This window comes from Vibrio sp. JZG120, from assembly GCF_053890955.1.
The window spans coordinates 224,258-249,950 of sequence record NZ_JBSRRK010000002.1 but is presented as its reverse complement, the minus strand read 5'-3'; the positions used below and the strand labels follow the sequence as shown (position 1 = coordinate 249,950).

18 protein-coding genes are annotated in these 25,693 nt (G+C 49.6%); 10 read left to right on the top strand and 8 right to left on the bottom strand.

Going from position 1 to position 25,693, the window contains the following annotated elements; all coding sequences use genetic code 11:
* Positions 1–93 precede the first annotated feature (93 nt).
* Positions 94–2,085, bottom strand: coding sequence for a U32 family peptidase (locus ACWPOD_RS06925; protein ID WP_456231716.1), 1,992 nt, complete (start codon positions 2,083–2,085; stop codon positions 94–96).
* Between the two features lie 228 nt (positions 2,086–2,313).
* On the opposite strand from ACWPOD_RS06925, the gene ACWPOD_RS06920 reads away from it, so the two are divergent.
* The gene (locus tag ACWPOD_RS06920; RefSeq protein WP_456231715.1) at positions 2,314–2,760 is read left to right on the top strand and encodes a DUF302 domain-containing protein; all 447 of its coding nucleotides are present in this window, start codon (positions 2,314–2,316) and stop codon (positions 2,758–2,760) included.
* Between the two features lie 96 nt (positions 2,761–2,856).
* Here ACWPOD_RS06920 and ptsG read toward each other — a convergent pair whose 3' ends face one another.
* Entirely contained in the window at positions 2,857–4,299 is a 1,443-nt protein-coding gene (ptsG, locus tag ACWPOD_RS06915) for a glucose-specific PTS transporter subunit IIBC (protein ID WP_456231714.1), read from the bottom strand.
* A 265-nt stretch (positions 4,300–4,564) separates the two neighbouring features.
* Here ptsG and ACWPOD_RS06910 point away from each other — a divergent pair, with 265 nt between their 5' ends.
* Genes ACWPOD_RS06910 through ACWPOD_RS06900 form a run of 3 tightly spaced genes read left to right on the top strand, consistent with a single transcriptional unit; the run spans position 4,565 to position 7,939 of the window.
* Entirely contained in the window at positions 4,565–5,272 is a 708-nt protein-coding gene (locus tag ACWPOD_RS06910; protein ID WP_005383484.1) for a response regulator, read from the top strand.
* On the top strand, positions 5,262–6,692 hold the full coding sequence (locus ACWPOD_RS06905; protein WP_456231713.1) for an ATP-binding protein: 1,431 nt from the start codon (positions 5,262–5,264) through the stop codon (positions 6,690–6,692). The genes ACWPOD_RS06910 and ACWPOD_RS06905 overlap by 11 nt, the downstream gene beginning before the upstream one ends.
* Positions 6,693–6,694: 2 nt before the next feature.
* Positions 6,695–7,939, top strand: coding sequence for an ABC transporter substrate-binding protein (locus tag ACWPOD_RS06900; RefSeq protein WP_456231712.1), 1,245 nt, complete (start codon positions 6,695–6,697; stop codon positions 7,937–7,939).
* Positions 7,940–8,012: 73 nt separating this feature from the next.
* Here the strand turns inward: ACWPOD_RS06900 and ACWPOD_RS06895 are convergent, their stop codons facing one another.
* The 5 genes from ACWPOD_RS06895 to ACWPOD_RS06875 are packed head-to-tail and all read right to left on the bottom strand — an operon-like array spanning position 8,013 to position 15,261.
* The gene (locus ACWPOD_RS06895) at positions 8,013–9,215 is read right to left on the bottom strand and encodes a type III PLP-dependent enzyme (protein ID WP_456231711.1); all 1,203 of its coding nucleotides are present in this window, start codon (positions 9,213–9,215) and stop codon (positions 8,013–8,015) included.
* Positions 9,208–11,037 (bottom strand): IucA/IucC family protein, encoded by a 1,830-nt coding sequence (locus ACWPOD_RS06890; RefSeq protein ID WP_456231710.1) that lies wholly within the window; start codon positions 11,035–11,037, stop codon positions 9,208–9,210. The genes ACWPOD_RS06895 and ACWPOD_RS06890 overlap by 8 nt, the downstream gene beginning before the upstream one ends.
* Positions 11,009–12,214, bottom strand: coding sequence for an MFS transporter (locus tag ACWPOD_RS06885; RefSeq protein ID WP_456231709.1), 1,206 nt, complete (start codon positions 12,212–12,214; stop codon positions 11,009–11,011). The genes ACWPOD_RS06890 and ACWPOD_RS06885 overlap by 29 nt, the downstream gene beginning before the upstream one ends.
* Positions 12,215–12,220: 6 nt before the next feature.
* Complete coding sequence (locus tag ACWPOD_RS06880) at positions 12,221–14,053, bottom strand: IucA/IucC family protein (protein WP_456231708.1); 1,833 nt, start codon at positions 14,051–14,053, stop codon at positions 12,221–12,223.
* On the bottom strand, positions 14,050–15,261 hold the full coding sequence (locus tag ACWPOD_RS06875) for an ATP-grasp domain-containing protein (RefSeq protein WP_167427817.1): 1,212 nt from the start codon (positions 15,259–15,261) through the stop codon (positions 14,050–14,052). Before ACWPOD_RS06875 ends, ACWPOD_RS06880 begins: the two co-directional genes overlap by 4 nt.
* 250 nt (positions 15,262–15,511) lie before the next feature.
* Between ACWPOD_RS06875 and ACWPOD_RS06870 the strand changes: the two genes are divergently transcribed.
* From ACWPOD_RS06870 to fecE, 6 genes are all read left to right on the top strand, one after another.
* Positions 15,512–17,548 carry a TonB-dependent receptor gene (locus tag ACWPOD_RS06870; RefSeq protein ID WP_167427816.1) on the top strand — a complete coding sequence of 679 codons (2,037 nt, stop codon included), beginning with the start codon at positions 15,512–15,514 and terminating at the stop codon, positions 17,546–17,548.
* Positions 17,549–17,669: 121 nt separating this feature from the next.
* Complete coding sequence (pvuA, locus tag ACWPOD_RS06865) at positions 17,670–19,808, top strand: TonB-dependent siderophore vibrioferrin receptor PvuA (protein WP_029853989.1); 2,139 nt, start codon at positions 17,670–17,672, stop codon at positions 19,806–19,808.
* Positions 19,809–19,908: 100 nt separating this feature from the next.
* Positions 19,909–20,832 (top strand): Fe(3+) dicitrate ABC transporter substrate-binding protein FecB, encoded by a 924-nt coding sequence (locus tag ACWPOD_RS06860; RefSeq protein ID WP_167427815.1) that lies wholly within the window; start codon positions 19,909–19,911, stop codon positions 20,830–20,832.
* A 74-nt stretch (positions 20,833–20,906) separates the two neighbouring features.
* Positions 20,907–21,866 carry a FecCD family ABC transporter permease gene (locus tag ACWPOD_RS06855; RefSeq protein WP_370685978.1) on the top strand — a complete coding sequence of 320 codons (960 nt, stop codon included), beginning with the start codon at positions 20,907–20,909 and terminating at the stop codon, positions 21,864–21,866.
* A complete protein-coding gene (locus tag ACWPOD_RS06850) occupies positions 21,863–22,834 on the top strand; it encodes a FecCD family ABC transporter permease (protein WP_025504940.1) in 972 nt (323 codons plus the stop codon). Before ACWPOD_RS06855 ends, ACWPOD_RS06850 begins: the two co-directional genes overlap by 4 nt.
* 2 nt (positions 22,835–22,836) lie before the next feature.
* On the top strand, positions 22,837–23,601 hold the full coding sequence (gene fecE / locus ACWPOD_RS06845) for a Fe(3+) dicitrate ABC transporter ATP-binding protein FecE (RefSeq protein WP_140291718.1): 765 nt from the start codon (positions 22,837–22,839) through the stop codon (positions 23,599–23,601).
* A gap of 118 nt (positions 23,602–23,719) precedes the next feature.
* Here fecE and ACWPOD_RS06840 read toward each other — a convergent pair whose 3' ends face one another.
* Positions 23,720–25,606, bottom strand: a complete 1,887-nt coding sequence (locus tag ACWPOD_RS06840; protein WP_395187381.1) for a methyl-accepting chemotaxis protein — start codon at positions 25,604–25,606, stop codon at positions 23,720–23,722.
* Positions 25,607–25,693 lie beyond the last annotated feature (87 nt).

Here is a 25,693-nt window from a genome sequence, read left to right as displayed (position 1 = left end):
TCTTCAGCCAACCATCTGACTTACAAAGCGTTACGCTTCCCTCTAGTAGAGTGTAGGATAATTTATTGTTTTGTTTGCCTCGTTAGAAAAATTCTACAACCCCTTTAAATACTGCGCGTTGGCTGTTGGTTGAATCATGGCATTCAGCGTTTGGACGGTTTGTTCGCTGTGTTCTTCAAGTAGAGCTAAGAACGCGTTAATCAACTCAGGTTTGCTTGCTGAGACTTTCGTTTCGGTCTGGATATCACGCAGATCGATCAACACATCGGTAAACAATTGCGGCAGATCGTGCAGTACTTGCAGGTTTAAGACGTTGTGCTCGCTGTAGATTGAATTGTGGCTGCCTTTTTGGTTTTGCACCACGTAAGGATTGTCTTTTAAGTTGATGATAGACGTGCGTTTATCACAGCGTTTCAAACAACCTTTGTTGACCTTCACCTTACGGCATCCTTCGGTTTGTTGGAACAAACATTGGCGGCTCGTGAGTAGGGTATTTGGATGATAAATGCTGTAGAAGCTGAGCATGTTTTTCGGACGCTTGATATGGCGTATCTGCTTCATATTCAGCTCGTTAGAAACAAACGCGCCACTTGCCGCGAACTCGTCTTGAAGGCATTTAAACGCGTATGAGTTCACCGTGTTCATTTGTGGGCCTGCCACCCAGCCTAAGCCGAGCTCTTTTGCGATCATGCCGACGCCTGAGTTGTTGGTGATCAACAACTCAGGTTGGATGGTTTCCAAAAATACGCGCGCGGCGTGGTAGTCTTCGTCAATCAAAATGGCAGGAAACCAAGGTTTGAGCATTGGGTTGGCTTGGAACAACTCCATCATCGCGCTCAGTTCACCAGACAATCCCATTGGCAATTGATAGTAAACATCAATGTCTTGGTATTCGCACAGCATGGCTTCTTGTGCTGACGAGATCAGAACCGATAATTTTGGCGCACCTTGGCGAGGTTCTGGTTGAGGTAACGCTGGCAGAGTTGGTACATCAATCGACCCTTTCAAGCTGCAGCCGGATACTTGTGTCGAAGCGACATCGAACGACTTGGTTTGCTCTGCCACTTTCTCAATGATCGCGGTTTTGTCGTCGTAGAGTTTCTTTTTCACCGCTTGCACATCATCAGCAGATTGGCATTGATAAACCTTCGAAAAATGCTTTACAGCGTGGTCGCGCGGATTGTCGATGTACATCGCCTTGCCGAAATCACCTTGCAAAAATGCGTTGGAGAAATCACGGTTGAACACCGTGTATAACTCGGTAGTGTCTTCAGAGAGCTCCAAACCTTCGCACAAGCGATCGATTTGCTGACGCCAATTGTCGACCACGGTATAGACGTAGTGCGATTTCTTGATTCGTCCTTCCACTTTTAATGAATACACGCCAGCATCGGCAAGCGCTTTCAAGTCCCCAAAGGCGGAGTTGTCTTTCATATTGAGTGGGTAGTTGTTGCCTGTTTTGGTCGTTTCGTACTGTTCGCGACAAGGTTGGCTGCAGCGTCCACGGTTACCTGATGCACCATTGCGAGCGGAACTTATGTAGCAAATTCCGGAGAATCCGATGCAGTATGAGCCGTGGACAAACACTTCCATCATTACGTTGTGCTCGCGACCAAATTGCGCCAGATGTTTTATTTCATCGATGTTAAGTTCGCGAGATAGATTTACTCGGCTTGCGGTGAGCTGGTTGAGAAAGAGGATCTGGCCTTCGTTATGCGTGTTTAGTTGCGTTGAAGCGTGCACATCCAAATCGGGAAAGTGATGTTTGAGAATGTAGGCCAGACCGAGATCTTGCACGATCACGCCATCGATTTTGGTGGTGTTCAGTTGGCTGAGTAAGCGAACAATCGCCGGAATTTCACTTTCTAAAATCAGCACATTCAACGTTAGGAAAATCTTACAGCTGTGCTGGTGGGCTAACGTTAACACGCCATTTAAGTTATCTAAGGTGAGGTTGGTCGCTCGGTTACGAGCATTGAAGCGGTCGAGCCCACAGTAAATTGCATCGGCGCCAGCGGCAATGGCGGCTTTGATGGAATCTAAATCACCACCGGGTGCTAATAACTCAAATTGATCGCGTGTCACTATTTTTCTCTTTCTTACTAAAATAGGCGGCAAATGTTACGTATTTCACGCTTTTGATGCTCGGCTAGTTAATACTTTATTAATCTGAATCAATTAATCCGTGTTACACGGTCGACTCTTGAGTGGGTAGGGTGCAATTCGCGATAGCGGAATCTGACTTCTATAGTTTTCCTACACTTGGTTTTTCTATATCTAGTTTTCGACTCAGTAGAGAGGAAGGGACGACAAATGAAAAAAGTAATCATCGGGTTGGTCGTGGCGTTGACGTCATTGAGTGCGTTGGCTGGTGAGGGCGTGGTAACCGTTGCGAGCACGCATTCAGCAAAAGATACGGCGGATAAATTTGTCGCTATCGCGCAAGAAAAAGGGTTGAACGTCTTTGCGCGCATTAACCATCAAGAGAATGCCACGAAAGTCGATATGACGTTGCGACCAACTGAAGTTATTGTGTTTGGAAACCCTAAAGTGGGCACACCACTGATGATCTGTACGCAGGAGGTGGCGCTCGATTTACCCCAAAAAGTGTTGGTGTATGAAGATGCTGAAGGCAAAACGTGGTTAGCTTACAACGATCCTATGTATTTAAAGCAGCGCCATCATATTGAAGGCTGTGACGAGGTATTGAACAAAATCAGCGGCGTGCTGGGCAATTTAACCCACGCGGTGGCGAAGTAGGGCTGGTTATTGGCTTCGCTTTTTTTACTCCGAAAACGAAAAAGCCAACCTCACAAGGAGGTTGGCAAATCTTACCTAGACTGGGGGTAGATAAGATCAGGAGGCGGCGAGTACGCTGTGCACTTCTGACTTAATTGAGTCAGACTGCGTGCCGAAAATCGCTTGTAAACTGTCGCCAATCACTAATACATCTCGCGCGCCAAGTGCTTTTAGCTTAGCAACATCAACGTTGGCAATGTCTTTCACCGAGACACGCAGACGAGTGATACACGCATCGACTGACTTGATATTGGCTTTGCCGCCCAATGCAGCTACTACATCCACCGCAATTTCATCAGGTTGTCCGGCGATCTTCACTTCTGCAATGTCGGTTTCACGGCCCGGCGTTTTCAGATCCAACTTCACAATTAGGAAGCGGAACAAGCCGTAGTACAGCGTCGCCCAGATTGGACCGATGATGATGAACATCCACGCGTTGGTCGACATTGGGTAGTAAAGGAAGAACTGAATCGCACCGTGCGCAAAGTCCGTACTGTGTTTGATTTCCAAAAATGCGGTGATCGCAAACGCAATACCGGTGAGGAAAATATGGATTACGTACAGCACTGGCGCGACGAATAGGAAGGTAAATTCGATTGGCTCTGTGATACCAGTTAACCAAGAGGTCAACGCCGCAGACATCATCAAACCGCCGACGATTTTCTTACGCTCTGGAGACGCGCAGTGGTAAATCGCCAATGCCGCTGCTGGTAGCGCCCACATGGAGTACATAAAGCCACCTGACAGATAACCTGCGGTTTTATCGCCCGCGAAGAAGCGAGTGAGCTCACCGGTAAACTCTTTGCCGGTTTCTGGGTCTACATAGCTGCCGACTTCAAAGAAGAACGGCGCATTCCAGATGTGGTGCAAACCAACAGGGAGTAAAGAACGTTCGCCCGCGCCGTAAACCGCCCACGCGAGTACAGGGTTTTGGTACGCTGCCCAATGAGAGAATGCATCAAGAAGTTGTCCGACAGGTGGCCATGCAAACGCGAGAATCGCACCCACGACGATCGCCGATAAACCGGTGACAATGGGCACAAATCGCTTACCCGCGAAAAAGCCCAAATATTCCGGCAGTTTGATGTTGTAGAAGCGGTTGTACATGATTGCCGCGACCGCACCGATAAAGATGCCGCCAAACACCCCGGTTTGCAGCGTCTCAACGCCCATGATGGTGGCGTCAGTTTCTAAGCCGCGCAGGCCAGTCACAATACCGAGCGATGCGTTCATAATAATTAGGCCAATTAAGCCTGCGAGCGCAGCGGCACCGTCATTGCCTTTTGATAACCCGAGCGCCACACCGACCGCAAACATCAACTGCATGTTGCCGAACACGCCTTCACCGGCGGCGAGCATCACTTTGTTGACCGCGTCTGGAATAAACGCAAAACCCGCGTTACCAATCCCCAACATCAAGCCGGCCACCGGTAACACCGCCACAGGCAGCATCAACGACCGCCCTATTTTTTGTAGTTGTCCAAATATACTTGCAAACATGGTTTCCTCCTGACGAATGCCAGTGTTGTAGGACCTGATTCCTTCAGGTCATGTTGTTTCACGTAAGGTCAGGATGATCATAGCGAGCAAGGCGGCGCCTAAGGTTACAAAAGGCAATCAGTTTGTAAGTGGGCGCTTACAAATCTCTTACACCGAGAAGTGAAAATTGTAATCGGCTCGATTGTGCATGGGCGTTTAAGAATGCATCATATTGGCCAGCGCCAAACTCAGGGGCAGTCATAGGGACGGACACAGGGAAAGTAGGATGGAAAACAAGCAGATACTGGTCGTCGATGACAACCTTGACCTTCGCGAAGCATTGTCAGATTACCTTGGTCGCGCAGGGTTTGAAGTGCTTTGCGCAGAAAACGGAGGCGTAATGTGGCAACTGCTCAACGATCACCATCCTGATTTGATCATCCTCGATATTATGATGCCCGGTGAAGACGGCTTTACCCTGTGCCAGAAACTGCGCAAAAACTCCGATATCCCGATCATCATGCTGACCGCCGTCACTGAAGAAGCCGACCGAGTCGCAGGGCTAGAAATGGGCGCCGACGACTACATCACCAAGTCATTCAGTCCGCGCGAACTGCTCGCACGCATCAAAACGATTCTGAGACGCAGCCAATCGACCGCCAATAGCAAACTGACGCGTAAAGTGCGTTTTGACGATTGGTTGTTGGATACCGTAACCCGACAACTGACCCACGTTGCTAGCCGCGAGGTCAAGCAACTGAGTGGCGCGGATTTGTCGCTGCTCGGTTTGTTTGTCAACCACGCGCAATCAATATTGTCGCGCGATGATATTGCGCGCGAGATCTGGGGACGCGATGCAGACCCGTTTGAACGCGGCATTGACGTGCAGATCAGCCGCTTGCGTCATCACCTTGAAGATAAAGACCGTTCGCTGATCCTAACGGTGCGCAACAAAGGCTACATGCTGACCACGGACGTGCATTATGAGAATTAAACGCTGGACGGGCTCACTGGTCGTTCGCGCCAGTGTGTTCTTGTTGCTGGTGATCATTCTGGCGCAGGTATTATCCGGGATTATCTGGTATCAACACGCCAGCGAACGCGATAAAGAAGGCCTGACCACCACGGTCAAAAGCTTAGCACTGAGCGCTTCTTCCACCATCGCCTTCTTTCAAACCCTCCCTTCTGAATATCGCCACTTGGTGCTCAATCAACTACGCAACATGGGTGGTACGCGCTTTTTCGTCTCACTCAACAATCACCAGATTGACGTCGACCCACTGCCAGAGAGCGAGCGCAAAACGTTGGTCATCAACCAAGTTCGCGAGGTTTTGGAAAGCGAGCTGAGCGGCATTCCTAATATCGAGGTGGAGTTTACCCAGCGTGACAAACTCAAAGTGTTCAACAACGAGCTACCTATCGACGAACTGCCGCTATTGTGGGCGCATTATTCGCTTTCGTTTGGTGACCTCAATCCACCCATTCTGGTGATGCAGGTCGAAGTCGCGCAGAACGAATGGTTTTATCTCGCGGCGGTGCTACCCGCGCCTTACATCAACCTAGAGACTAACTATTTTGAGTTGCGCCAATGGCTCACGCTATTACTGTCAGCGCTAATGCTGCTGTTGTGTACCTGGTTTATCGTTCGTAAAGAAATTCAACCCATTCGAGAGCTGGCAAAAGCCGCAACCCTGATGTCGAGCCGATTAGACGTGCCCGAAGTCTCTGAGCGAGGCAGTAACGAACTGAAAGCGGCAGTACGTGCGTTTAACAAAATGAATCGACGCATCGACAGCCACATTAAAGACCGCGAAATGCTGTTCAGCGCTATCTCCCACGATCTGAAAACGCCGATAGCCTGCCTAAAACTGCGGGCGGAAATGCTAGATGACGACGCCGACCGAGAACGCTTTATCCGCCTGAGTAACGACCTAGATTTGATGGTCAAAGGCGCATTGCAATGCATTAAAGAGACCGATATCCACGAGGAAATCGAGCCGATCAATTTCACCCAACTGATTCAGCACATTTCCGCCAATATCGCCGATGCGCCGGACGCGATTCGCATCCACGGTGAAATCCGCACCCACTTTGCCGGCAAACCACTAGCGATTAAGCGCTGCATTCAGAATCTGGTCGATAACGCGCTCAAATACGGCCATCAAGCGGACATTACGCTGAGTGAAAGCCCAGAGTCGATCCAGATTGAAATTGAAGATCACGGTGATGGTGTTGACGATTTATTACTTGAAAAGCTCTGCCAGCCATACTTCCGCGCTAGCAACGACAAAGAAGGCAGTGGGCTGGGGTTAACCATTTCACAGAGCATTGCAAAGGCTCACGGCGGCAGTTTGTCGCTGAGCCATTCTCAGTTTGGCGGCCTCTGCGCCACACTGACTTTCCCGAGAGACTGACTATGAACAAACTGGCATTCTTGTTCCCACTGTTGCTCGCCCCTTGCGTCGCTCACGCTGAGTCGCCACAAGGGGTAGAGTTTTTACATTGGTGGACTTCTGACGGCGAGCAGCAAGCGCTGCAAACACTTAAAGCTCAGCTACAACGGCACGATATTGAGCTGCTGCAAAGCCCGGTGTTAGGCGGTGGTGGTGACAGCGCGATGACGGTACTGCAAGCTCGCGCGCTGGCGGGCAATCCACCGAGCTTCGCGCAAATCGAAGGGCCAAGTATTAAAGCGTGGGATGCCATCGGTATTTTGCACAACGTCAACGCAGTAGCGGATGAGCAGCGCTGGGACGAGGTGCTCTACCCGCTGTCTATCGAAATCAATAAAACACAAAACGGCTATATCGCCCTGCCACTTACGCTGTACCGTTTGAACTGGCTGTGGGTCAACCACAAGCTGCTTAAACAACTGAATCTGTCCGCGCCGAAAAACTGGCAAGAGATGTTCGCTGCCATGGAGCTTGCTCAGCAAAATGGTATCGTACCGATCGCGGTCGGTGAGCAGCCGTGGCAAGTCGCCCAACTTTTCGAGAACTTAGTGATCTCCACTGGCGGCGTTGAGTTCTACACCAATGCAATGGTTAAGCTTGAGCGAGACAGCATCGACAGCGAAAAACTGCGCCAAGCGCTGACGCAATTTCGCCGCCTGAGTTTGTTGATCGACAACCAATTACCTGACAGTAAGTGGGATACGGCGACCCAAGCGTTAGCCGACGGTCAAGCGCTGTTTCAAATCGGCGGAGATTGGATTTTAGGTGAGCTGCTCGCCAATCAAGTCTCGGTTCCGCAAGAGATCGGCTGTTACCCAACGCCTGACAGCGATGGTGTATTCCTCTACAACATGGACAGTTTGGTATTTATGTCGAGCAAGTCGTTTTCTGCCGAGGCGGCTCAGCAAACCGCAAGCGCGCTGGCAGACGTCGAGTTTCAAGCTAAGTTCAATAAGGTAAAAGGCTCAATTCCGGTACGTACCGATATCGACATCAGCGATTTTAATCCGTGTCAGGTCCAGTCATATCAAGACTTTCGCTACGGCGTTAAACACAACCTCTCTGTGCCGAGTATGATTGATTCGATGGCGGTCAATCCGGTTGCTCAGCAAGCGATAAACTCGGAAATCTTCCGTTTTTACCGCAATCCCAAGATGGAACCCGACGAGCTGATAAAACGCATTATTGCTATTTCGCAAAGCGATTAATGGTAATGAATTTGTGCCGAGTGGAGTAAAAAAGCCCCAATGATTGGGGCTTGAGTGAAGCGAAGTATGCCGTTTAAAAATAGTGGAAGATCGGCGGTTCATGCATCAAGAAGTTTTGATGGGAGATGTTCCACGCATAGGCGCCCGCTAAGGTAAACACAACATAATCACCAATATCGACGTGGGCGACGTGTTGATTGCGTGCCAGCACATCTTTGGGCGTACAAAGCTGGCCGACAAAAGTTGCTTGTGCATGCTGAATTGGATGAGAAATCTCATGGTGTTGCTCGCTTTTCAGGATGACGAATGGATGATCATGGCTCTGAGCTGCTGGCGTGCGGAAGTGGTGAGTTCCCCCGCGTGCGATGACAAAGTTTTCGCCAAGATTTTGCTTAATATCCAGTACTTCCATCACGTAATAACCGCATGCCGCCGTGATGAAACGTCCGCATTCAAAACGCAGTGTCCAGTCTTGCACTTGCTCTTTAGCGATCAGGAATTCCAACTTGTCGCAAAACTCCATCCACGGAAAGTGTTGCTCAGGCTTTTGGTAGTTAATCCCCATGCCTCCACCCAAGTTGATCATCAGCTCACCGAGTTCAAACTCTTGTTGCCACGCCTTCACGACTTGGAAATAGCGCTGCATTAACGCTAAGTGACGTTCAACATCGAGCTGATGCGACATCAAGTGAAAATGGAAGCCTTTGAGTGACACTTGCGGGAAATCGCGCAGCAACATCAAAGCATTACTCAGTTCGGACTCGTCCAAACCAAAAGGAGTTGGCTTGCCGCCCATCGCCAACTTGCTGAGCGTGATGTCGCCAATATCGATGTTCATACGCAAAAAGATCGAAGCAGGGCGGTTGAGGCGCTCGGTTAGTGCTCCAATGCGTTGCAGCTCGGTGAGGCTTTCGACATGAATTGCATCAACATCAAGCTCAATCGCTTGTTGCAATTCACTTGGCATTTTCCCCGGGCCGCCGAAGATCAATGACTTATCGAGTTGTTGCTGGTGGAGGTGTGCCAGCTCCCCGCCAGACGCCGCTTCAAAACCATCGACATACGGCGCGAGCGTTTTGAGAATCGGGCCCGATGGATTGGCTTTGGCCGCGTAAAATAGCTCGACATTTTTCGGCAAAACGTGACGCAGTTGTTTGATGTGTTCTTCTAAGGCGTTTAGGTCATACAAGTACGCGCACAAGGGTTGATTTTGCTGCTGTGCGAGCGTGTGAACTTGCTGGCTAACGCGTGTCGGTAGAGAGAGTAAATTAGACATGTTGCGCTCCTTTTTCGTGTTGCTGCCAAGGCGCGGCGACTTGGGTATAGCCCGACTCCTTATCGGCTTTTTGCATCAAACGCGTGGTGAAATTATTTTTGCTTGGGAAGTGACCGCCATTCAGCAACGCTTCTAGTTCCGGCTGTTTTCCATTCACGGATTGCCAACGCACAATGGCACTTTGCACCGCATTCCACAGCGTTTGCTCTAGTGGCTCATCACCTTCTGCGATGAAGAAAATCGCTTCGCTGATGTTGTTGATAAAGGTGCAGTATCCGATGCGATTCCAGCCTTGTTCGCGACTGTAGTAAACCGATTGTCGCGCGCGTTCAGACAAATCAGTTAATGTTTCTGCTGGCCAGAACTCCGGCAGTAATTTAGTGCCTTCCAAATCACGAATCCAAACACAACACGGCATCTCTTGCTCAAAGCCAATCAAGGTGTTTTGCAAATGCGGCTCAAACGCCACACCGTGTTTGAAGTAGTAGTTAAACACACCCGGAATTAGGCCATGCAAATAGCGTTCAAACCACAGTGTCGCGATGTCGGAATAGCGATTTTGCGTAGTACGCGCTTTGTTTTTAAGGCGTTGAGCAATGCAACTGTTGCCGTTTTTGTCGTAAGCAAACAGAGCGCCAGCGAGGGTTGGTTTTAAGATATCGACTTCGCTCAACGAGAAATTTTCGCGATACAAAATCCCAAACGATTCGCGCGCTTTGGTGTTGTCATCCCAATTACGCTCAGCGACACTTTCTAGATTCAATGTGGTGGCGTAAGGCTCTGTCATCACTTTAAATACGGGGTTGTGCAGCTGTTCGTTTTCTCTAATTGGTTTGAGAATCGACGTGAGCTGCACGGCGCTGTCGAGTTCGTACCACGCGTTTTTGCGCACGCAATTGGTTAATCGTACGTTGATGGAGAATTTCGCAAACCAATCCATGTCTGGGTGGTAGAGGGTACGAACTGAAGAGGTCGGCTGCATCTTTTCACCACCTAAACCCAGTGGTGTGATCTTGCCTTGCTCAATGGCACGCTTCACGCTTGGGTTGCTCAAAATGGTGTAGCTTTCCCAAGGATGGCAAGGGTAGAGGGTCTTCTCATTGCTGGTGGTGTGTTGTGGCGCGAGCTGTTGTAGCATGCGCTGCGCAGGGTTAGCGTCTCCGTCTGAATTCAGCACATCAAGTAAGGACGTATCCACTTCAAACCAGTACAACGGGACTTGCGCGCCGACTTCTGGAGAAAACGCCAAGAGATCATCCATGGTGACGCCCGAACGACTTTTCGGGGTCGGATGGAAAGTATGCCCCCAAATCAGAGATTGTTCCGAAGCGATAAATTCGTTGTGATGCGATTTGGGCGCGACGTTGAGAAACTGCTCGGTAACCAGCACGCTATTTTCCAGTTGTTCGATCAGCTCATGGTTAAACGGGATCGCCAATACCTGCTTGAGATAGTTAAGCAAAAGCGTAAGAGTTTGCGTGGCATCCAATTTTGCCCAACCAGATCCCGGCATTTTTGCCCAAGGCAGTTCTGCTAATTTGATTTTGCCCAGTTTGCTCGCGTAGTGAATCGGTAAAACCAGCACGCCATTTTGTTGAGAAAGATGAACGGCTACCCGTTGCTTGGCGGAATAGTTGCGTTTTAATGTTTGGGGTAGCGATGTCGATTGGTAGTACCATTCCACTTGTTGATTCGGCAGTGCAAATTCTCGTAAGTAACAATTAAGAACACCCATTATCGTGTTGAGTTGGGCCTTCTCGCGATTGAGCTGCACCTCATGCGCGCGCAACTCGCTAGTCTGAGAGGATTGAGTTTGTAACATGTTGATTTCCAAATTTTGAATGGAGAACCAGCGCGATCAAGGTGATTACGCTGACTATCGCAGAAAGTAGGAAAGGAACCTCAAGTAGCCCCAAGCTAGAAATGAAAGAAGCGCAAAATCCCGCCGCCACGCCACCCCATTTGGACATGGCATCAAAGCGAGAAAATACTTTGCCACTGAGTTTGCGATCCAGATTGCTCGCAAGATGCTGATGCAATCCGTGATAGCAACACACCATCGCGATGCCGAAGATAATTCTCGCAGCAATGAGTGCGGTTTCGGACGCAATCAAATGCAAGGCAGAGCTCACGGCAAGCAATGCAAACCCGAGCCACAACGTGCGCAGCGGTTGATGGCGATTCAACCCATCTGACAACACGTGGATTTTGCCTGCCAGCAACAGATAGACGCCATGCGGCAGTGCGTACAAAAAACCGATCCATGCGTGGTGAGTGATGCCATATTGCTGCACAAACGGCGAGAAATAAGGAAAGGTCACCACCATAGAAAACGCAAACCCGAACTGAGCAAAGAAGATCCAACGAATGGCATGCATTGCGTTTTTCTGTGCAACCGGTTTTTCTTGCTGAGATTCTGAGTTTGGCTTTTCGAGGTTTTGGTCGGCGGGTTTATCCGCAGGCAGTGTTAGCGTGATGCCCATAGCAATTAAAGGCAAAACGCATAACCAAAGGTACGCGTTGAGCGGGTTGGTCTCTGACAAGCTCCAGCCGAGCCCTATGGGCGCAACGATCAGCGCCAAGCGAGCAGATAGTTGGGTTTTATTGAGTGACTTGCCGAGTGTTTTGGCTTCTTTAATTTGACTAGATAAGTAGCTGTTCGAGGCGGCCATGGTGCCACCAAAGGTTCCTTGAACAATAAGACCAAACACAAACATGGCGAGGTTGTCTGCCAAGCCGCACAGCGCAAACCCTGCTGCAAGGCCAAGTTGCGCACGCAAGAGTGAGCGGCGGCGACCGTAGCGATCGGCAAAGTTGCCCCAAAATCGCGCCGCCAACGCAGTACAAAACGTAGGTAGGATAAACAATACCCCTGCCCAGTCCGCATCAATGCTTGCGCCTAACGTTGGCAATACGACGGGTAGAAATAGCGGCATACCTAACGCGGCAAACGCAGCGATAAAGTGGCACAACAACACACTGTAGATGAGTTTGGTCATAATCGTTTAACGTACGCTTTTTTTGATGGCTTCTAAGTAGGCGCGTTGCGCTTCTTCGCTAGAAAGCAGTAAGAAGTTCGGAGCCGACAAACCATAGAACTTATTGATGTCGCTCGCGCCGGAGGCCTCTTTCGAGAGCAAACTGCCAGAGCTCAACAAGTACTTGGCGTACAAATCAGGCGCCTCTTGCAGTAACTCGCGTGCCAGTTTTGTCTCTAACCCCTCGCCTTCTAATCTGTTGAGTTGCTCTGCAATGCTTTTGGCCACGATGGCGTAAAGCGATGCTGAAGAGGCAATGCCCTTCGCTGCCATGGCTTCTACAATCGCTGCGATATCCAATTGTAATGTGATGGTGATAAACATCTGACCGAGCGCCAATTCATTGTCGACTTTGATGCGTTGATCGAGCAGTTCATCGCAATCCACTGGAAGTGTTTTTGCGCCGTGTTTTTCGGCGGCATGCTCTGTAGCAAAGTGGAAGCGCTCTGGCCAAATTCGCGCCGCGTCGTTGTCTTTCATCGCGAGCGTCATTTTGCCCTGTTGATCAAATGCAACGATGGCGTTTTGCTGGTTGGACTCTAATGCGATGCCATAACGAAGCCACAAGGTAAGGTGTACTTGGCATAATAAGTCGACGTAATCTTGGAACCACGCCAGCGTATCTTGTTGATAGTACTGCTCCGCCAAATGTTCTAAAAACAAGCGACCGTCAGGCATTGGGCTTGCCAGTGCTGCAACCGGAACTAACGCTTTATCATCGCAATGAGTAAGTGGGTACTCACGTACGATGTACGAGAAGGTTTTATCCTCGCCGACGTGTCCACCGTGTTTTTCGTTGCAATGGAACAAGCGAGTGTTTAAGTCGGCATCCGTTTGTTCAAGGTGGCTGAGTAGACGTTCAAACCAGTGGCCGTCATACAGTGTTGAAGGCTTGATTAAGCGAATGTTTTTCGTGCCTAGCGATCGCATGATCAGCGGAACTTTGATGTGAATATGCGGCGCGTCGTTGACTACCACAGTACGAACGGAAAGCGTTGGCGTCACGTCTAGGTACGTAAACGGCGCTTCTATCATGCCTTCGGGTAAGGTTTCTAAAGAGCGAAGGGTGAGCGGATGCGCAGGGAACAGTACGTGGCTCAGTGTAAAATCAGCAGGAAGCCCAACTTGCTCCATTGTCGGCCAGCAATCAGGTTGTTCGCTGGTTAATGTCACCAGTGATTTTTCAATCGCAATCCAATGCAGAGCAAAGCTTTGTGCGAACTCGGGCGCGTACTTAGCAAGGTCTTCATCGCTCAGACCAAACTTCGCACGCGCAGTTGGATAGTACGGGTGGTCAAGGTAAGAAGCGATCTGGTCGGCAAGCAGTAGCTTTTTATGCCAAGAACCAAGCTCGGATATTGGTTGAGAAATGTGGTCGGCGTGGTGACGAAACGCTTGGTCACACAGCGCTTTGTGTTTCTCTGCGCATTCCAGTTCTTGAAGATACCCCGCCAACAATTCGTGAGAGCTCTCATGCGCCAGTGTCGTTAGTAGCGCAATCCACTCTTGATAATGCTGCTGATGCTCGACTTGGCCATTCCTCTCCACCCACCAACCTAGCGGCGCTTCGCCATTGGTTTGGCCGTAACACCAATGCTGCATGTAATACGTTGGCACAACAGGTAAATAGAGCGTGAAATCCGGATTATCAAAGGTCAGCCAGACTTGCTCGCTTTGAGGAACAATAACCCCTTTTGGTGCGGCGCTACTGAACTTGGCGTTCGATAAAATGCCAAACATGTCTTCGCGCAGGCAAGTATCGATCAATCGTTGGGTTAGGTATAAAGCGTTGTGATTCATGCTGCCACCTCGCGAGTCGGAGCTAGATCGAAATTGCTAAGCGCGTTCTGCAGCGCTTGGTCGAGGTTTCGCCCTGATGGTGAGACAATCGAAATTCGGGCGAGATAATCCTTATTGGAATAACTCTGTTGGAAGTGTTCTCCAGCGGTTTTTAGTACCTGTTGCTGGGTGATGATATCGTCATCGTTTTGGATGAAGGAGGTCGAATCTCCATCAATCACACCGCTGTGCTCCGCAACTACGTAGTGCACGTGCGCTGACCCATGAATTTGGTAATCGCCGTCCAATCTTCGACCCAGATGCAGACCCAAAATCGTGCTAAACCAGCCGAAGTGAGCGAGATTGTTGAGCAAGAATTCGCGGCCATCTCCAATACTGCGGTAGTTAATTTCCACCAGAACCGGGCCATTTTCCGTAATGATAAATTCGCTGTGGCAAACTCCAAAACCAACGCCGAACGCTTTCAGTTGGGCCAAGCACGCTTCTCGGTGAGCAATGCCGTTTGGTCCGTTCCAGTCTGCGGCTGTTTCGATAAAGTAAGGCGGCTCAGAGAGCGACACATCAAAACCGCCGACGGCGATAAGGCGCTCACCATCTCCCAGAGTTTCGAGCGTAACCAACGGCCCTTGAAGGAATTGCTCCACCAGAATGGCGGCGTTTGGGTGTTTTTGCCAAAACGCATCGCAGTATGCGTCGAGCTCGCTTTGGGAGTCACAGCGCTGCACATCTAAACTTGCCACGCCTTCTTTGGGTTTTGCCACGACAGGAAAGGCCATGCCTAATGCCACATTCGAATGGCGGTGCAGCAAACAGCTTTGTGTGTTGGGTAGGGCTTTTTCATTTAACACTTGTCGAGTTAAGTGTTTGTTTTTGGCTTTTAACGTGACAGACCAATCTTTGGATGGGAGGCCAAAAAATTGCGCGCAGATGGCGGTGGAAGTTTGTAAGTGATCACTATTGCTGAAAATAGCGTCGGGTTTTAACTCATTCTCAGTGATGGTTTCGATGATCTCCAAGGGATTGAAGACATCGCACTCTAGAATGGCATCCGGATTAAAGTGACTATCACGACTCGCCAGCTCTAAATGGCTTAGCTTGTGGTCGGTGATAAGAACGACGTGAAGGTCCATCGCTTTAGCTGCAGGCACAAAGCCGTGAGTGACTGCATCGTTAACGACATGACTTACGATAATCATCGTAGATTTCATGAGCTTTCCTAATTTTCTAACATTTTCTTCTAACGTTGATAAAGTCGCTCACGGTCGTCTTCCAATGTGCCTCTCGCGAGATGGAGGGCAGAAGTTTTAGTGTTTATTGTTATTATGTTTGGTTTTTTTTGTTGTTAGTTGTGTTTTTAGGGTAAATAAATATAGAGCATAAAATTAATATTGCAAATAGAAATAATATTTGTTCTTATTTCCATCCGTTGGCTTTATAACAACTAAACGGAATTATGGAATGAATAAATTATTGACCCTGACCCCCTTGGCGGTCGCGATTGGTTCTTCACTAGTAGCACCAAGCGCAGTGGCTTCAGAAGAGACGAACTCAACCTCATCAGCAACTGAAACGATTCAAGTCTTCGGTCATCAGTACGAAGGTTATGCTGAACACATGCCTCAATCAGGCACCAAAACCGATGTGGAATGGCTTGATGTGCCACAAGCGGTATCTGTAGTAACGAAAACAGAAATGCAAGACCGAGGCGCGGTGCGTTTAGTGGATGCGCTAGATGGGGTAGCCGGGGTCAATAACACCTTGGGCGAAGGCAGCCGCGATCAGTTCATGATCCGTGGTTTTGATTCACTCAATGATATGTACCGTGACGGCATGCGAGACGACGGTACGTTGCAGTCTTACCGCAGCTTGGCGAACGTTGAGCGCGTTGAAATTGTGAAAGGCCCGGCGGGCGCGCTGTATGGCCGTGGCTCGGCAGGTGGCATCATCAACTTGGTGACGAAGCGCGCTAACGGCGATAACTTCACCCACGTAAAAGGCAGTGTGGGCAGCAACAGCCAGTATGTTGGTCAAGTCGACAGCTCAATGGCATTTTCTGACAAGGTCAACGGACGTATTAACTTGGAATACCGTCAGGCCGATTCTTACGTCGATCATGTTGATTCGAACGATTTCTTCATCGCGCCGACCATTCGCGTGTTGCCAGCGGACGGTCATACCATTGATATTGACGTTGAATACGCCCATCAAGAATTAGTGCCATATCGTGGTGTGCCATCAAAAAATGGCAAGCCAGTTGATTTGCCAGTGAGTACTTACTTTGGTGGCACGAACGATTATCAGGAGTCGGACAGTCTTCGCGTTGCAGTGGACTACGAATGGCGTTTGAACGATCAATGGGTATGGAACAACCGAGCGGCGTTCAACCATATCGAACTTGAGCAAAAAGGCACGCGTCAGGGCAAAGTGACGGGCAATGAAGTGTCTCAAACCGTGAATAACTTTGGCTACGATCCGCGTACTACAACCACTTTGCAATCTGAGCTGATTTGGGAAACCAACGACAATCAATTGATGTTGGGCGCGGATTTCAACCAAATTGATATCGACCTGACGTTGGCAAGTGACAAAACGCTTCCTCCGCAAAATATCTACAACCCAGTTGTGGGCCCAACACCCGATCCGGGCTTCAAACCATTCCGTGACAATACCACCACAACCACGGGTGTGTACGTACAAGATGTGTACACGTGGGGCGACCTTTCTGTGATCGGTAATGTGCGTTACGACTCGATGGATCTCGAACAGCAAAAAGCTGGCGCAGGAAAGGAAAAATTGGACGATGACAAAGTCAGCTATCGCGCTGGTTTGGTATACCGCATCAATTACGACACATCCGTTTACGCCAGTTTAGCGCGCTCTTGGCAGTTGCCGTACGCAGGCATCTACATCAATCCAAAGTTGGCGGAATTCTTCCATACCGACTTAAAAGAAGTGGGGGCGAAAGCGTACCTGCTGGATAACGCATTAATGTTGAATGCGGCACTGTTCCAGATCGACCAAGAGCAGCCACAAACTAACGTAGACGGCGATGTGATCGACAAAATTGAAGTGCGTCACCAAGGCATTGAGCTAGAAGCTCGCGGCCAAATCACCAAACAATGGGATATCTCTGTTGGTTACAGCTACTTAGACGCAGAAGACAAAGCCACAGGTAAAAAGCCGAACGATGTGTCAGACCACTTGTTCTCCCTTTGGAGCACTTACCAATTGGATGACAACTGGCGTTTGGGTGGCGGCGTGAAATACGTGGGCGATCGTTATGCAGGTAACGACGAAGCCGTCGCACTTGGCGATTACACCACGGTGGATTTGATGGCGGCGTACACCACTGGTCGTCACAAGATCCAAGCGAACGCTTACAACATTTTGGATGAGAAATACATTCTTGGCGCAACAAACGGCACGTCTGGCCTAAACCAGATTGGCTACGGCGCACCAGCCGAGTTCATGCTTAGCTACGGATACCAGTTCTAGGCTCGTTGTGCGTAGTTGGCGCACGTTAGCCGATTTTTGCCTCTTATTGAGGATGTTTTAGCCCCGAGAGCCTACGGGAAATGTTTTGCCCGAGGCTCAATTTCTCGCAAAGGAGACCTTAATGTCTTACCAGAATTTGGACGGTAAAGTGCGTGTACGTGCTGGTTTGTCTACCACTTACAGTGTGCTCGCGATTGCTATCGCTTCTGCCACCTCCATGAGCGCAGTTGCCGCTCCTGCTGAAAAAAACGAAACCACCGTGATGGAAACGGTGGTTGTCACTGGCAGCGTGATTGGCAACTCTGACATTGAAGACGTCAAAGAGTACCCAGGTGCTCGTACCGTCATTACCCGTGATCAAATTGAGAAAACCGCCGCAGGTTCGATTGATAATGCGCTACAGCGCGTTCCGGGTATTAAAGTTCAGGATGAAAGCGGAACGGGCGTATTGCCTAACATTTCCGTACGTGGTTTGAAAGCAAGTCGAAGTGGTCATGCGCAGTTCTTGATGGATGGTGTGCCGCTAACGCTCGCGCCATACGGCCATACTGGTCAGTCTATCTTCCCAGCAACGCTATCGATGCTTGATCGTATTGACATTGTACGCGGTGGTGCCGCAGTGCAGTACGGCCCAAACAACGTCGGTGGTGTGATCAACCTAGTGACTAAACCGATTCCACACACTTGGCAAACTGAAATCAGCAACCGCCTTACCGTGTTTGACGGTGGTGATGCGCCGCTGAATGATTTTTACCTACGCACGGGTGGCTGGTTAAGCGACACATTCGCGCTGCAGTTGGAAGGTAACTTTCTAAAAGGCGAAAGCTTCCGTGAACATTCCGATACGGACGTGAAGAACTTTCAAGCTAAAGCACAGTGGCTACTGAGTGATACTCAAGAGATTCAAGCATTCCTGCAACGTTACGATGCTGAAACGCAAATGCCGGGCGCACTTTCGCCACAAGATTACGAGCAAGATCGTCATCAATCGAAACGTCCTTACGATGATTATGAAGGTAAGTCGACGCGCTGGAGTGTTAAGTACATCCACGATTTGCCATTTGCCGACAGTGCCGAGCTAGAAGTGCTCACGTTTGGTCACAAATCAGAGCGTCTTTTCAAGTGGGGCTTTAACAGTGCGGGTGGCCATTGGGCGGATCCGGCTCTGCCTGCGACGGACGTTCGTACCTCTCCACGTGAATTTACCGTGTACGGCATAGAGCCGAAAATGGCGATGTATTTTGGTGAAGGCAAATCCGTTACCCAAAACTGGATCGTGGGTACTCGTTATGTTAACGAAGACATTGACTACAAACTTACTCAGACTCCAATCGCTGGTGGCGCAACCAAAGTGCCGCGTGATTGGCATTTAGATACGGATGCGTTTGCTGGTTACGTCAGCAACGAGATTGGCTTGTTCAACGACACGTTGAAGGTAACGCCAGGGCTGCGTGTTGAATCGGTTCGCATGACGTTTACCGATCGCGGTAAAAAGCAAACGGCAGACAACAAGGTGACCGAATGGCTGCCGGGTTTGACGGTGGCATACAACGTGACCGATCAGTGGGTAACGTATGCGAACGCGCAAAAATCGCTTCGTGCGCCACAAATTGCCTACATCCGAGGCTTGGGTGAAGAAGGGAGCGAACTGGCTTGGAACTACGAAGTCGGCGCGCGTTACACCCAAGATGCGACCAGTTTTAACGCTGCACTTTATCGCATCGATTTTGAAGACCAACTGCAATGGCAAAGCTCAACGCAGACCTTCGATAACATCGGAAAAACACTTCACCAAGGTTTAGAACTTTCCGCTCGTTACGTGCCTGAAGTTCTACCTGCTCTGAGCTTGGGCGCAAGTTACAACTACCTCGATGCCACGCTTGAAGAAGAAGGTGCGAATAAAGGTAACCAGCTGCCTTACACCTCTAAACATCAACTTGGTTGGGATGCGACCTACGCGTTTTACGGCATGGACACCACGCTGTCGGGCTTCTACTTCAGTGATTCGTATACCGATAACGCCAACACCAGTGCTGAAGACGCAACAGGTGCAACGGGCAAAGTGCCGTCTTACATGGTGTGGAACTTCAACTTAGGTACGGATTTATACAAAGACGACAAAGGCAAGTTACGCATGAATGTTGCGGTGAACAACTTGTTTGACGAGGAGTATTACTTCCGTGGGATTGATACCAGCCCAGTTGGTCGATACCCAGCTCCGGGACGCTCTTACACACTGGATCTGAACTATCAGTTTTAAGCGTTTCGTTCGCCGAGTTTGAAAATAAAAGTCGCCAATTTACCTTGGCGACTTTGCCGATCTTAGGTAATGGAAAACTCTTAGCACTGGAAAAAGCAAGATGAAAAATAAAAAACAATTTACGATCAAACACTTTTCAACCGTTTTGCTGATGCTGTTGAGCTCAGTTTTTATGTCATTTAGCGCATTGTCTCAGGCGCGCAGCGTGCAAGATGAGCAAGGCACTTTTGAGCTAGAAGCGATACCTCAACGTATTGTGGTTTTGGAGTTTTCGTTTGTGGACGCTCTGGCAGCCGTCGATGTCTCACCGGTAGGCGTTGCCGATGACAACGATGCCATACGAGTCATCCCTGCTGTTCGTGCCAAGATCGAACCTTGGCAATCGGTCGGCATGCGCTCACAACCGAGTTTAGAGGCGATTGCGGTGCTCAAGCCTGATTTGATCATTGCCGATTCCGAACGTCATCGCGCGATTTATCAAGATTTGCAGCGAATTGCGCCAACTTTGCTGCTAAAAAGCCGTGGAGAGACATATCAAGAAAATCTCGAATCCGCACAAAAAATCGGCGTGGCAATTGGCAAGCAAGCGCAAATGACGCAACGAATCGAGCTGCACAAACAGACCATGGCGGAGTTCAAACAGCATTTTGCGACACAAGAAACCATTCAGTTTGGTGTGGTTTCCGATAAAGGGATGTGGCTGCATAGCCCGGTTTCTTACGCTGGTGGTGTTTTGAGTACACTAGGCATCCAAAGCCCTCTGGCTCCGTCTGAGCAAAATGCTTATATCCCAACCAGCTTCGAACTTTTACTAAAAACCAACCCTGATTGGTTACTAGTTGGACTTTACTCTCAACCAAATATCGTGGATGAATGGCGCAAAAATCCATTATTTAAGCTGTTAACTGCGGCGAAAAAGCGACAACTGGTCGAAGTCTCTCCGGAGCTGTGGTCATTAAATCGTGGTATGTTGGCGGCGGAAGAAATTGCCCGCAACCTTGAAGCGTTATTGGGGCGCTCATGAGTGCGTCGATAATCTCAGAAAGCCCGACTTCGGTTAGAAAACCGCATTGGAAAGCGAGCTTGTTTGTCTGTGCTATGGCGTTGTGTACGCTGTCAGGCTATACCGCCTCAATGATTGGCTGGTCTAACTTTTCCTTGAGTGTTAATGATCTGACAAGCTATTGGTTTGCGTTTGATGAGGGCAATATGCTTCATCAAATTCTTGCGACGTTGCGCGCTCCTCGCACCTATGCTGGGTTATTAATTGGCGCTTCGCTTGCGGTATCCGGTGTGCTGATGCAAGGGTTAACTCGTAACCCTTTGGCGTCGCCATCTATTCTCGGCATTAATGCTGGTGCGGCGTGTTTTATGGCCTTGGCCTCCATCGGCGTACCATTCTTTAGTCAATTGAACCCCATCATCAACGCAGTATTCGGTGCGCTACTAAGTGGTGGTGCGGTCATGTTGTTGGGTGGTTTTTTTTCCGCGCGTTCTCACCCATTGCGTTTGGTGCTGGCAGGCATTGCCATCAGTGCGCTGCTGATAGGGTTAACTCGTGCGTCGGTAATTTTGGCGGATGACATGGCTTACAGCGTGTTGCATTGGTTAACGGGTTCACTCTCTGCGGTAGATTCTCAGCAGTGGCAGCAACTGTGGCCTTTTGCGACTTTAGGTTTGGTGCTCGCCATGGGATTAGCGCGAAACTTAAATTTACTCGCGTTGGGGGACGAAGTTGCTGTCGGGTTGGGTGGTAACATTCGTCTTACGCGATTAATCAGTGGTTTAGCGGTTGTGCTGTTGGCGGGTACTAGCGTGGCGATTGCTGGGCCAATTGGCTTTGTCGGGTTGTTAGTGCCGCACTTGGTACGCCCGATTGTTGGTCACAACTATCACATTCTCATTCCGGTTTCCGCTTTGTGTGGCGCGGCATTGGTGACGTGGTCAGATGCTTTGTCACGCGCGATTGCCTTTCCGGCCGAAACGCCGGTGGGCGTGATTACCGCACTGTTGGGCACACCTTGCTTTATCGCGATTGCAATGAGGAAATCATCATGATGAATCAAACCAAACTGATAGCACTGCTTGGGCTTTTGCTGATTGCGTCGTCTCTCACGCTGTTTGTTGGCGCGGCGAATCTGTCGGCTCAACAGGTTTTTGCATTGCTGTTTTCTTTCTCTGATTCGGACTTTGTGATTCACCAATATCGACTGCCGAGAATGTTGCTCGCCATTGGCGTGGGCGCTGGATTAGGGCTATCAGGCGTTTTAGTGCAAGGCGTCATCCGTAATCCACTTGCCTCCCCAGATTTAATGGGGATAAGCGCAGGGGCAGGGCTGGCGGCTACCGCTTGCTTGGTGTTGTATCCGAATGCGCCGGTGGCAATGTTGCCGATGGTCGCTATGGCGGGAGGTTTGCTTGCTGCAGGCTTTATTGCTGTTCTGGCTTATTGGTCGAAGCCAACACCTGCGCGTTTGGCGCTGATTGGCGTTGCTGTCAGCGCATTTTTAGCCAGCGGTATCGACTTTCTTCTGATTGTGCACCCTATTGAAATCAACACGGCGATGGTCTGGCTAACGGGCAGTTTGTGGGGACGAAACTGGCAACAAGTGCCGTTTATTTGGAGTGCTCTATTGCTGCTACTGCCATTGGCGTTTTGGCTGGCATGGCGGTTAGATGTGATGGGACTGGGAGAAGAAAGCGCCACTACACTTGGCACGAAACCAAGACAGATCCAAATTCTTGCGTTGATTGCTGCCGTGCTATTGGCGAGCATCAGCGTGTCTGTGGCAGGCACTATCAGCTTTGTTGGCCTGCTTGCGCCGCATCTTGCGCGTTTGCTGTTTGGTCACAATCACAAGTTATTGATTCCTGCTTCTGCAACCCTTGGCGCGCTGTTGGTGATTTGCGCCGATGGTCTAGCGAGAGGCTTACAGCCACCAATTGAGCTGCCAGCGGGTGTGCTGACTTCTGTTATTGGCGCACCATATTTCATTTTTCTTTTGTATCGTTATCGAGGTTGGTAAGCATGTTACGAACGCAGAACTTATCCGTCGCGTACGGCAAACAGACCATCATTCCAGATCTCTCTTTGTCGATTCCTCAAGGTAAAATTACCGCGCTTGTTGGCCCAAATGGTTGCGGTAAATCGACACTATTAAAAACCTTGGTACGCATCAATAAACCAGCTTCTGGCGAAGTGTTGTATGACGATAAACCGCTAAGCAACTACGGCGATAAACGCTTGGCGCGTTCGTTGTCTTTACTGCCGCAGATTCTTGTCAGCCCTGAAGGCATTACCGTCAGAAAACTGGTCGAATATGGCCGCTCGCCTTACCTCTCTCATTGGGGGCGGTTAAGTCAACAAGACAAAGCGTTGGTCGAGCAAGCAATGCAAGATACTGGCGTGATTGAGTTTGCTGACAAGCTAGTTGAATCGTTGTCTGGTGGTCAAAGACAAAGGGCGTGGATTGCGATGGTAATGGCGCAAGATACCGACGTAGTGATGTTTGATGAGCCAACCACTTACTTGGATCTCTCTCACCAAGTTGAGCTGATGAAACTCATGAGGCATATGAACGACAAAGGCAAAACAGTGGTCGTAGTGCTACACGATCTAAACCAAGCCTGCCGTTACTGCGATCATTTGGTGGTGTTGGAAAAAGGTCAGTTAGTCACGCAGGGAACGCCGCAAGAGGTACTGACAGAAGGCATGTTGGCATCGGTGTTTGATTTACAAGCGAGAGTATTTAACGATCCAATCTCAGGCACGCCGATGTGTGTGGCGGTGTAGGTCTTACGTCTTTCGAAAGCTATCTGCAATAAAAACGCTGAGCCATAAAAACAAACCCCGCTAGTAACAAAGTTGCTAGCGGGGTTTGTTGTTTTTAAGATCGTTCCTAACGTGGCGTTTAAGCCAGTTTAAACGTCGCTACTTTCGAGTTGAGATCCTCTGCTTGCGATTTCAGCTCAGCAGATTGATTCATCGATTCTTCGGCACCAATCACCAAGTGATCGGTCACATCTTTAATGGACGTGACGTTTTGTGTGATTTCATTGGTTACGTGCGTTTGCTCTTCGGCTGCGGTCGCGATTTGCGTTGCCATATCGCTGATCAACGCAACGGCCGCGTTGATTTCATCCAGAGCCAGTGCTGCGCGATCGGCATCTTCCACTGATCCTTGGGCAAGTTGAGAGCTTGTATCCATGATGGTCACAGCGCGTTGTGTGGTCTGTTGCAAAGTCTCGATCGTCGAGCGAATCTCTTCGGTTGAGGTGTGTGTGCGTTGTGATAGCACGCGAACCTCGTCTGCAACAACGGCAAAACCGCGGCCTTGTTCACCTGCACGCGCCGCTTCAATCGCCGCATTCAGAGCCAGTAAGTTGGTTTGCTCTGCGATGTCTCGAATCGTTGATAGCACGGTTGAGATGTCTTGCGCGTGCTGGTTGAGCTCGCCGATGACAACGCTCGCTTGGTTGACTTCAGAAGACAAATTGTTGATGGACGATTTGGAGTTGATCACCAGTTCATGACCATTTTGTGTGCTCGATGAAGAGTCTTGTGCGGCTTTGGCCGTCTGCTCTGCATGCGCTGCAATCTCTTGCGTTGCCGATGCCATTTCGGTCACAGCGGTCGCCACCATAGTAATTTCTTGTTGCTGATGGTTCAGATCAGAAACCGACTGATTCGCGCGAGTCGTGCTCAGCTCCGATTGTTGGCTCAGTTCTTCCGCTTGGTGACGAATGTGACCAATAAGTTGCTGCAAACTTTCAACGAACTGGTTGAAGTTTTCAGCCAGTTCACCAACTTCGTCACGGTTTTCTACTTTGATGCGTTGAGTCAGGTCGCCGCTACCGTTGGCGATTTGCGCGAGCGCATTCGAAACATTGTAGAGCGGACGGAACAAGATGTTACATAACAGGTTAAACAAAGCCACACAGATAACGACGACGATAGTGGTTGCGATGATTTGATCCCAAACAGCATCGTAAAGTGGGGCAACCAACGAGTTTTGATCTAACACTGTGACCGTTGTGAGTTTGGTGCCCTCAATATGGCGCGCGTAAACCACATATTCGGTGTTGTTAATCGAGACACGACGCTCTGTGCCGGAACGTGCGGCAGAGGTAATATCGCTGTTGTTTAGGCCCAGCTTGCTAACAGGTTGATTCAGCAGCTTACCGTCGTTATGGGTGAAAATATTGCCCTGATCGTTGGCAATAAACATATAGCCTTCACCCGGCAGGATCACTTGGTTGAGGCTGTTTAAAATATCTCCAATTTCGACATCCGCACCCAGAACGACGGTTTGACCATGTAGTTGCAGGGCTTTACCGAGCGACACGACGTTGGCCCCCGTGGCCGCTGCGACGGTTGGGTTATCCATAAAGACTTTCGATGGATTGGCAATGGCGTTGGTGTACCAACCCCATTTGCGTGGGTCGTTATTACCTGGTGGCAAAACCACCCCATTGGCGTTGTCTTGTGAGCCGTCTGGGTAAGCGAGAAAGACGTTATCAAACGCGCCAGAGTCTCGGACTTGTTTCAAGTGCGTAACCAGAGAACGCTTCTCTGAATCGGAAGAGAGTGACGTCAGTGCTCGCTCTTTTGAGAGTAACCAGTCCTTTACGTATTGATTGTAAGATGCGCTGGTGCTCTCTAGTCGTTGCGCGACTTCGACATCCAGTCTGTTTAATGAATCTCGAAAAGACAGCCCTTCTACCAGCACTCCCCCGAGAATGATGGCAGCACTGGCAGAGATTGCCAGTTTGTTTTTTAATGATAGATTTTTGAACATAAAGCGAATAATAGATCTTTGAATAATAGTTGTTGTGTTTTTATTCTCATCAGGACTCACCGAGCCGTTGAATATGAAGCAGAAAGT

Excerpts from the sequence above, each read along its gene's own strand:
- ACWPOD_RS06905 (WP_456231713.1), top strand. The coding sequence starts at position 5,262 with ATGAGAATTAAACGCTGGACGGGCTCACTGGTCGTTCGCGCCAGTGTG.
- ACWPOD_RS06920 (WP_456231715.1), top strand. The coding sequence starts at position 2,314 with ATGAAAAAAGTAATCATCGGGTTGGTCGTGGCGTTGACGTCATTGAGT.
- ACWPOD_RS06890 (WP_456231710.1), bottom strand. The coding sequence starts at position 11,037 with ATGTTACAAACTCAATCCTCTCAGACTAGCGAGTTGCGCGCGCATGAG.
- ACWPOD_RS06870 (WP_167427816.1), top strand. The coding sequence starts at position 15,512 with ATGAATAAATTATTGACCCTGACCCCCTTGGCGGTCGCGATTGGTTCT.
- ACWPOD_RS06880 (WP_456231708.1), bottom strand. The coding sequence starts at position 14,053 with ATGAATCACAACGCTTTATACCTAACCCAACGATTGATCGATACTTGC.
- ACWPOD_RS06850 (WP_025504940.1), top strand. The coding sequence starts at position 21,863 with ATGATGAATCAAACCAAACTGATAGCACTGCTTGGGCTTTTGCTGATT.
- ptsG (WP_456231714.1), bottom strand. The coding sequence starts at position 4,299 with ATGTTTGCAAGTATATTTGGACAACTACAAAAAATAGGGCGGTCGTTG.
- pvuA (WP_029853989.1), top strand. The coding sequence starts at position 17,670 with ATGTCTTACCAGAATTTGGACGGTAAAGTGCGTGTACGTGCTGGTTTG.
- ACWPOD_RS06895 (WP_456231711.1), bottom strand. The coding sequence starts at position 9,215 with ATGTCTAATTTACTCTCTCTACCGACACGCGTTAGCCAGCAAGTTCAC.
- ACWPOD_RS06860 (WP_167427815.1), top strand. The coding sequence starts at position 19,909 with ATGAAAAATAAAAAACAATTTACGATCAAACACTTTTCAACCGTTTTG.
- ACWPOD_RS06885 (WP_456231709.1), bottom strand. The coding sequence starts at position 12,214 with ATGACCAAACTCATCTACAGTGTGTTGTTGTGCCACTTTATCGCTGCG.
- ACWPOD_RS06900 (WP_456231712.1), top strand. The coding sequence starts at position 6,695 with ATGAACAAACTGGCATTCTTGTTCCCACTGTTGCTCGCCCCTTGCGTC.
- ACWPOD_RS06875 (WP_167427817.1), bottom strand. The coding sequence starts at position 15,261 with ATGAAATCTACGATGATTATCGTAAGTCATGTCGTTAACGATGCAGTC.
- ACWPOD_RS06855 (WP_370685978.1), top strand. The coding sequence starts at position 20,907 with ATGGCGTTGTGTACGCTGTCAGGCTATACCGCCTCAATGATTGGCTGG.
- ACWPOD_RS06910 (WP_005383484.1), top strand. The coding sequence starts at position 4,565 with ATGGAAAACAAGCAGATACTGGTCGTCGATGACAACCTTGACCTTCGC.
- fecE (WP_140291718.1), top strand. The coding sequence starts at position 22,837 with ATGTTACGAACGCAGAACTTATCCGTCGCGTACGGCAAACAGACCATC.
- ACWPOD_RS06840 (WP_395187381.1), bottom strand. The coding sequence starts at position 25,606 with ATGTTCAAAAATCTATCATTAAAAAACAAACTGGCAATCTCTGCCAGT.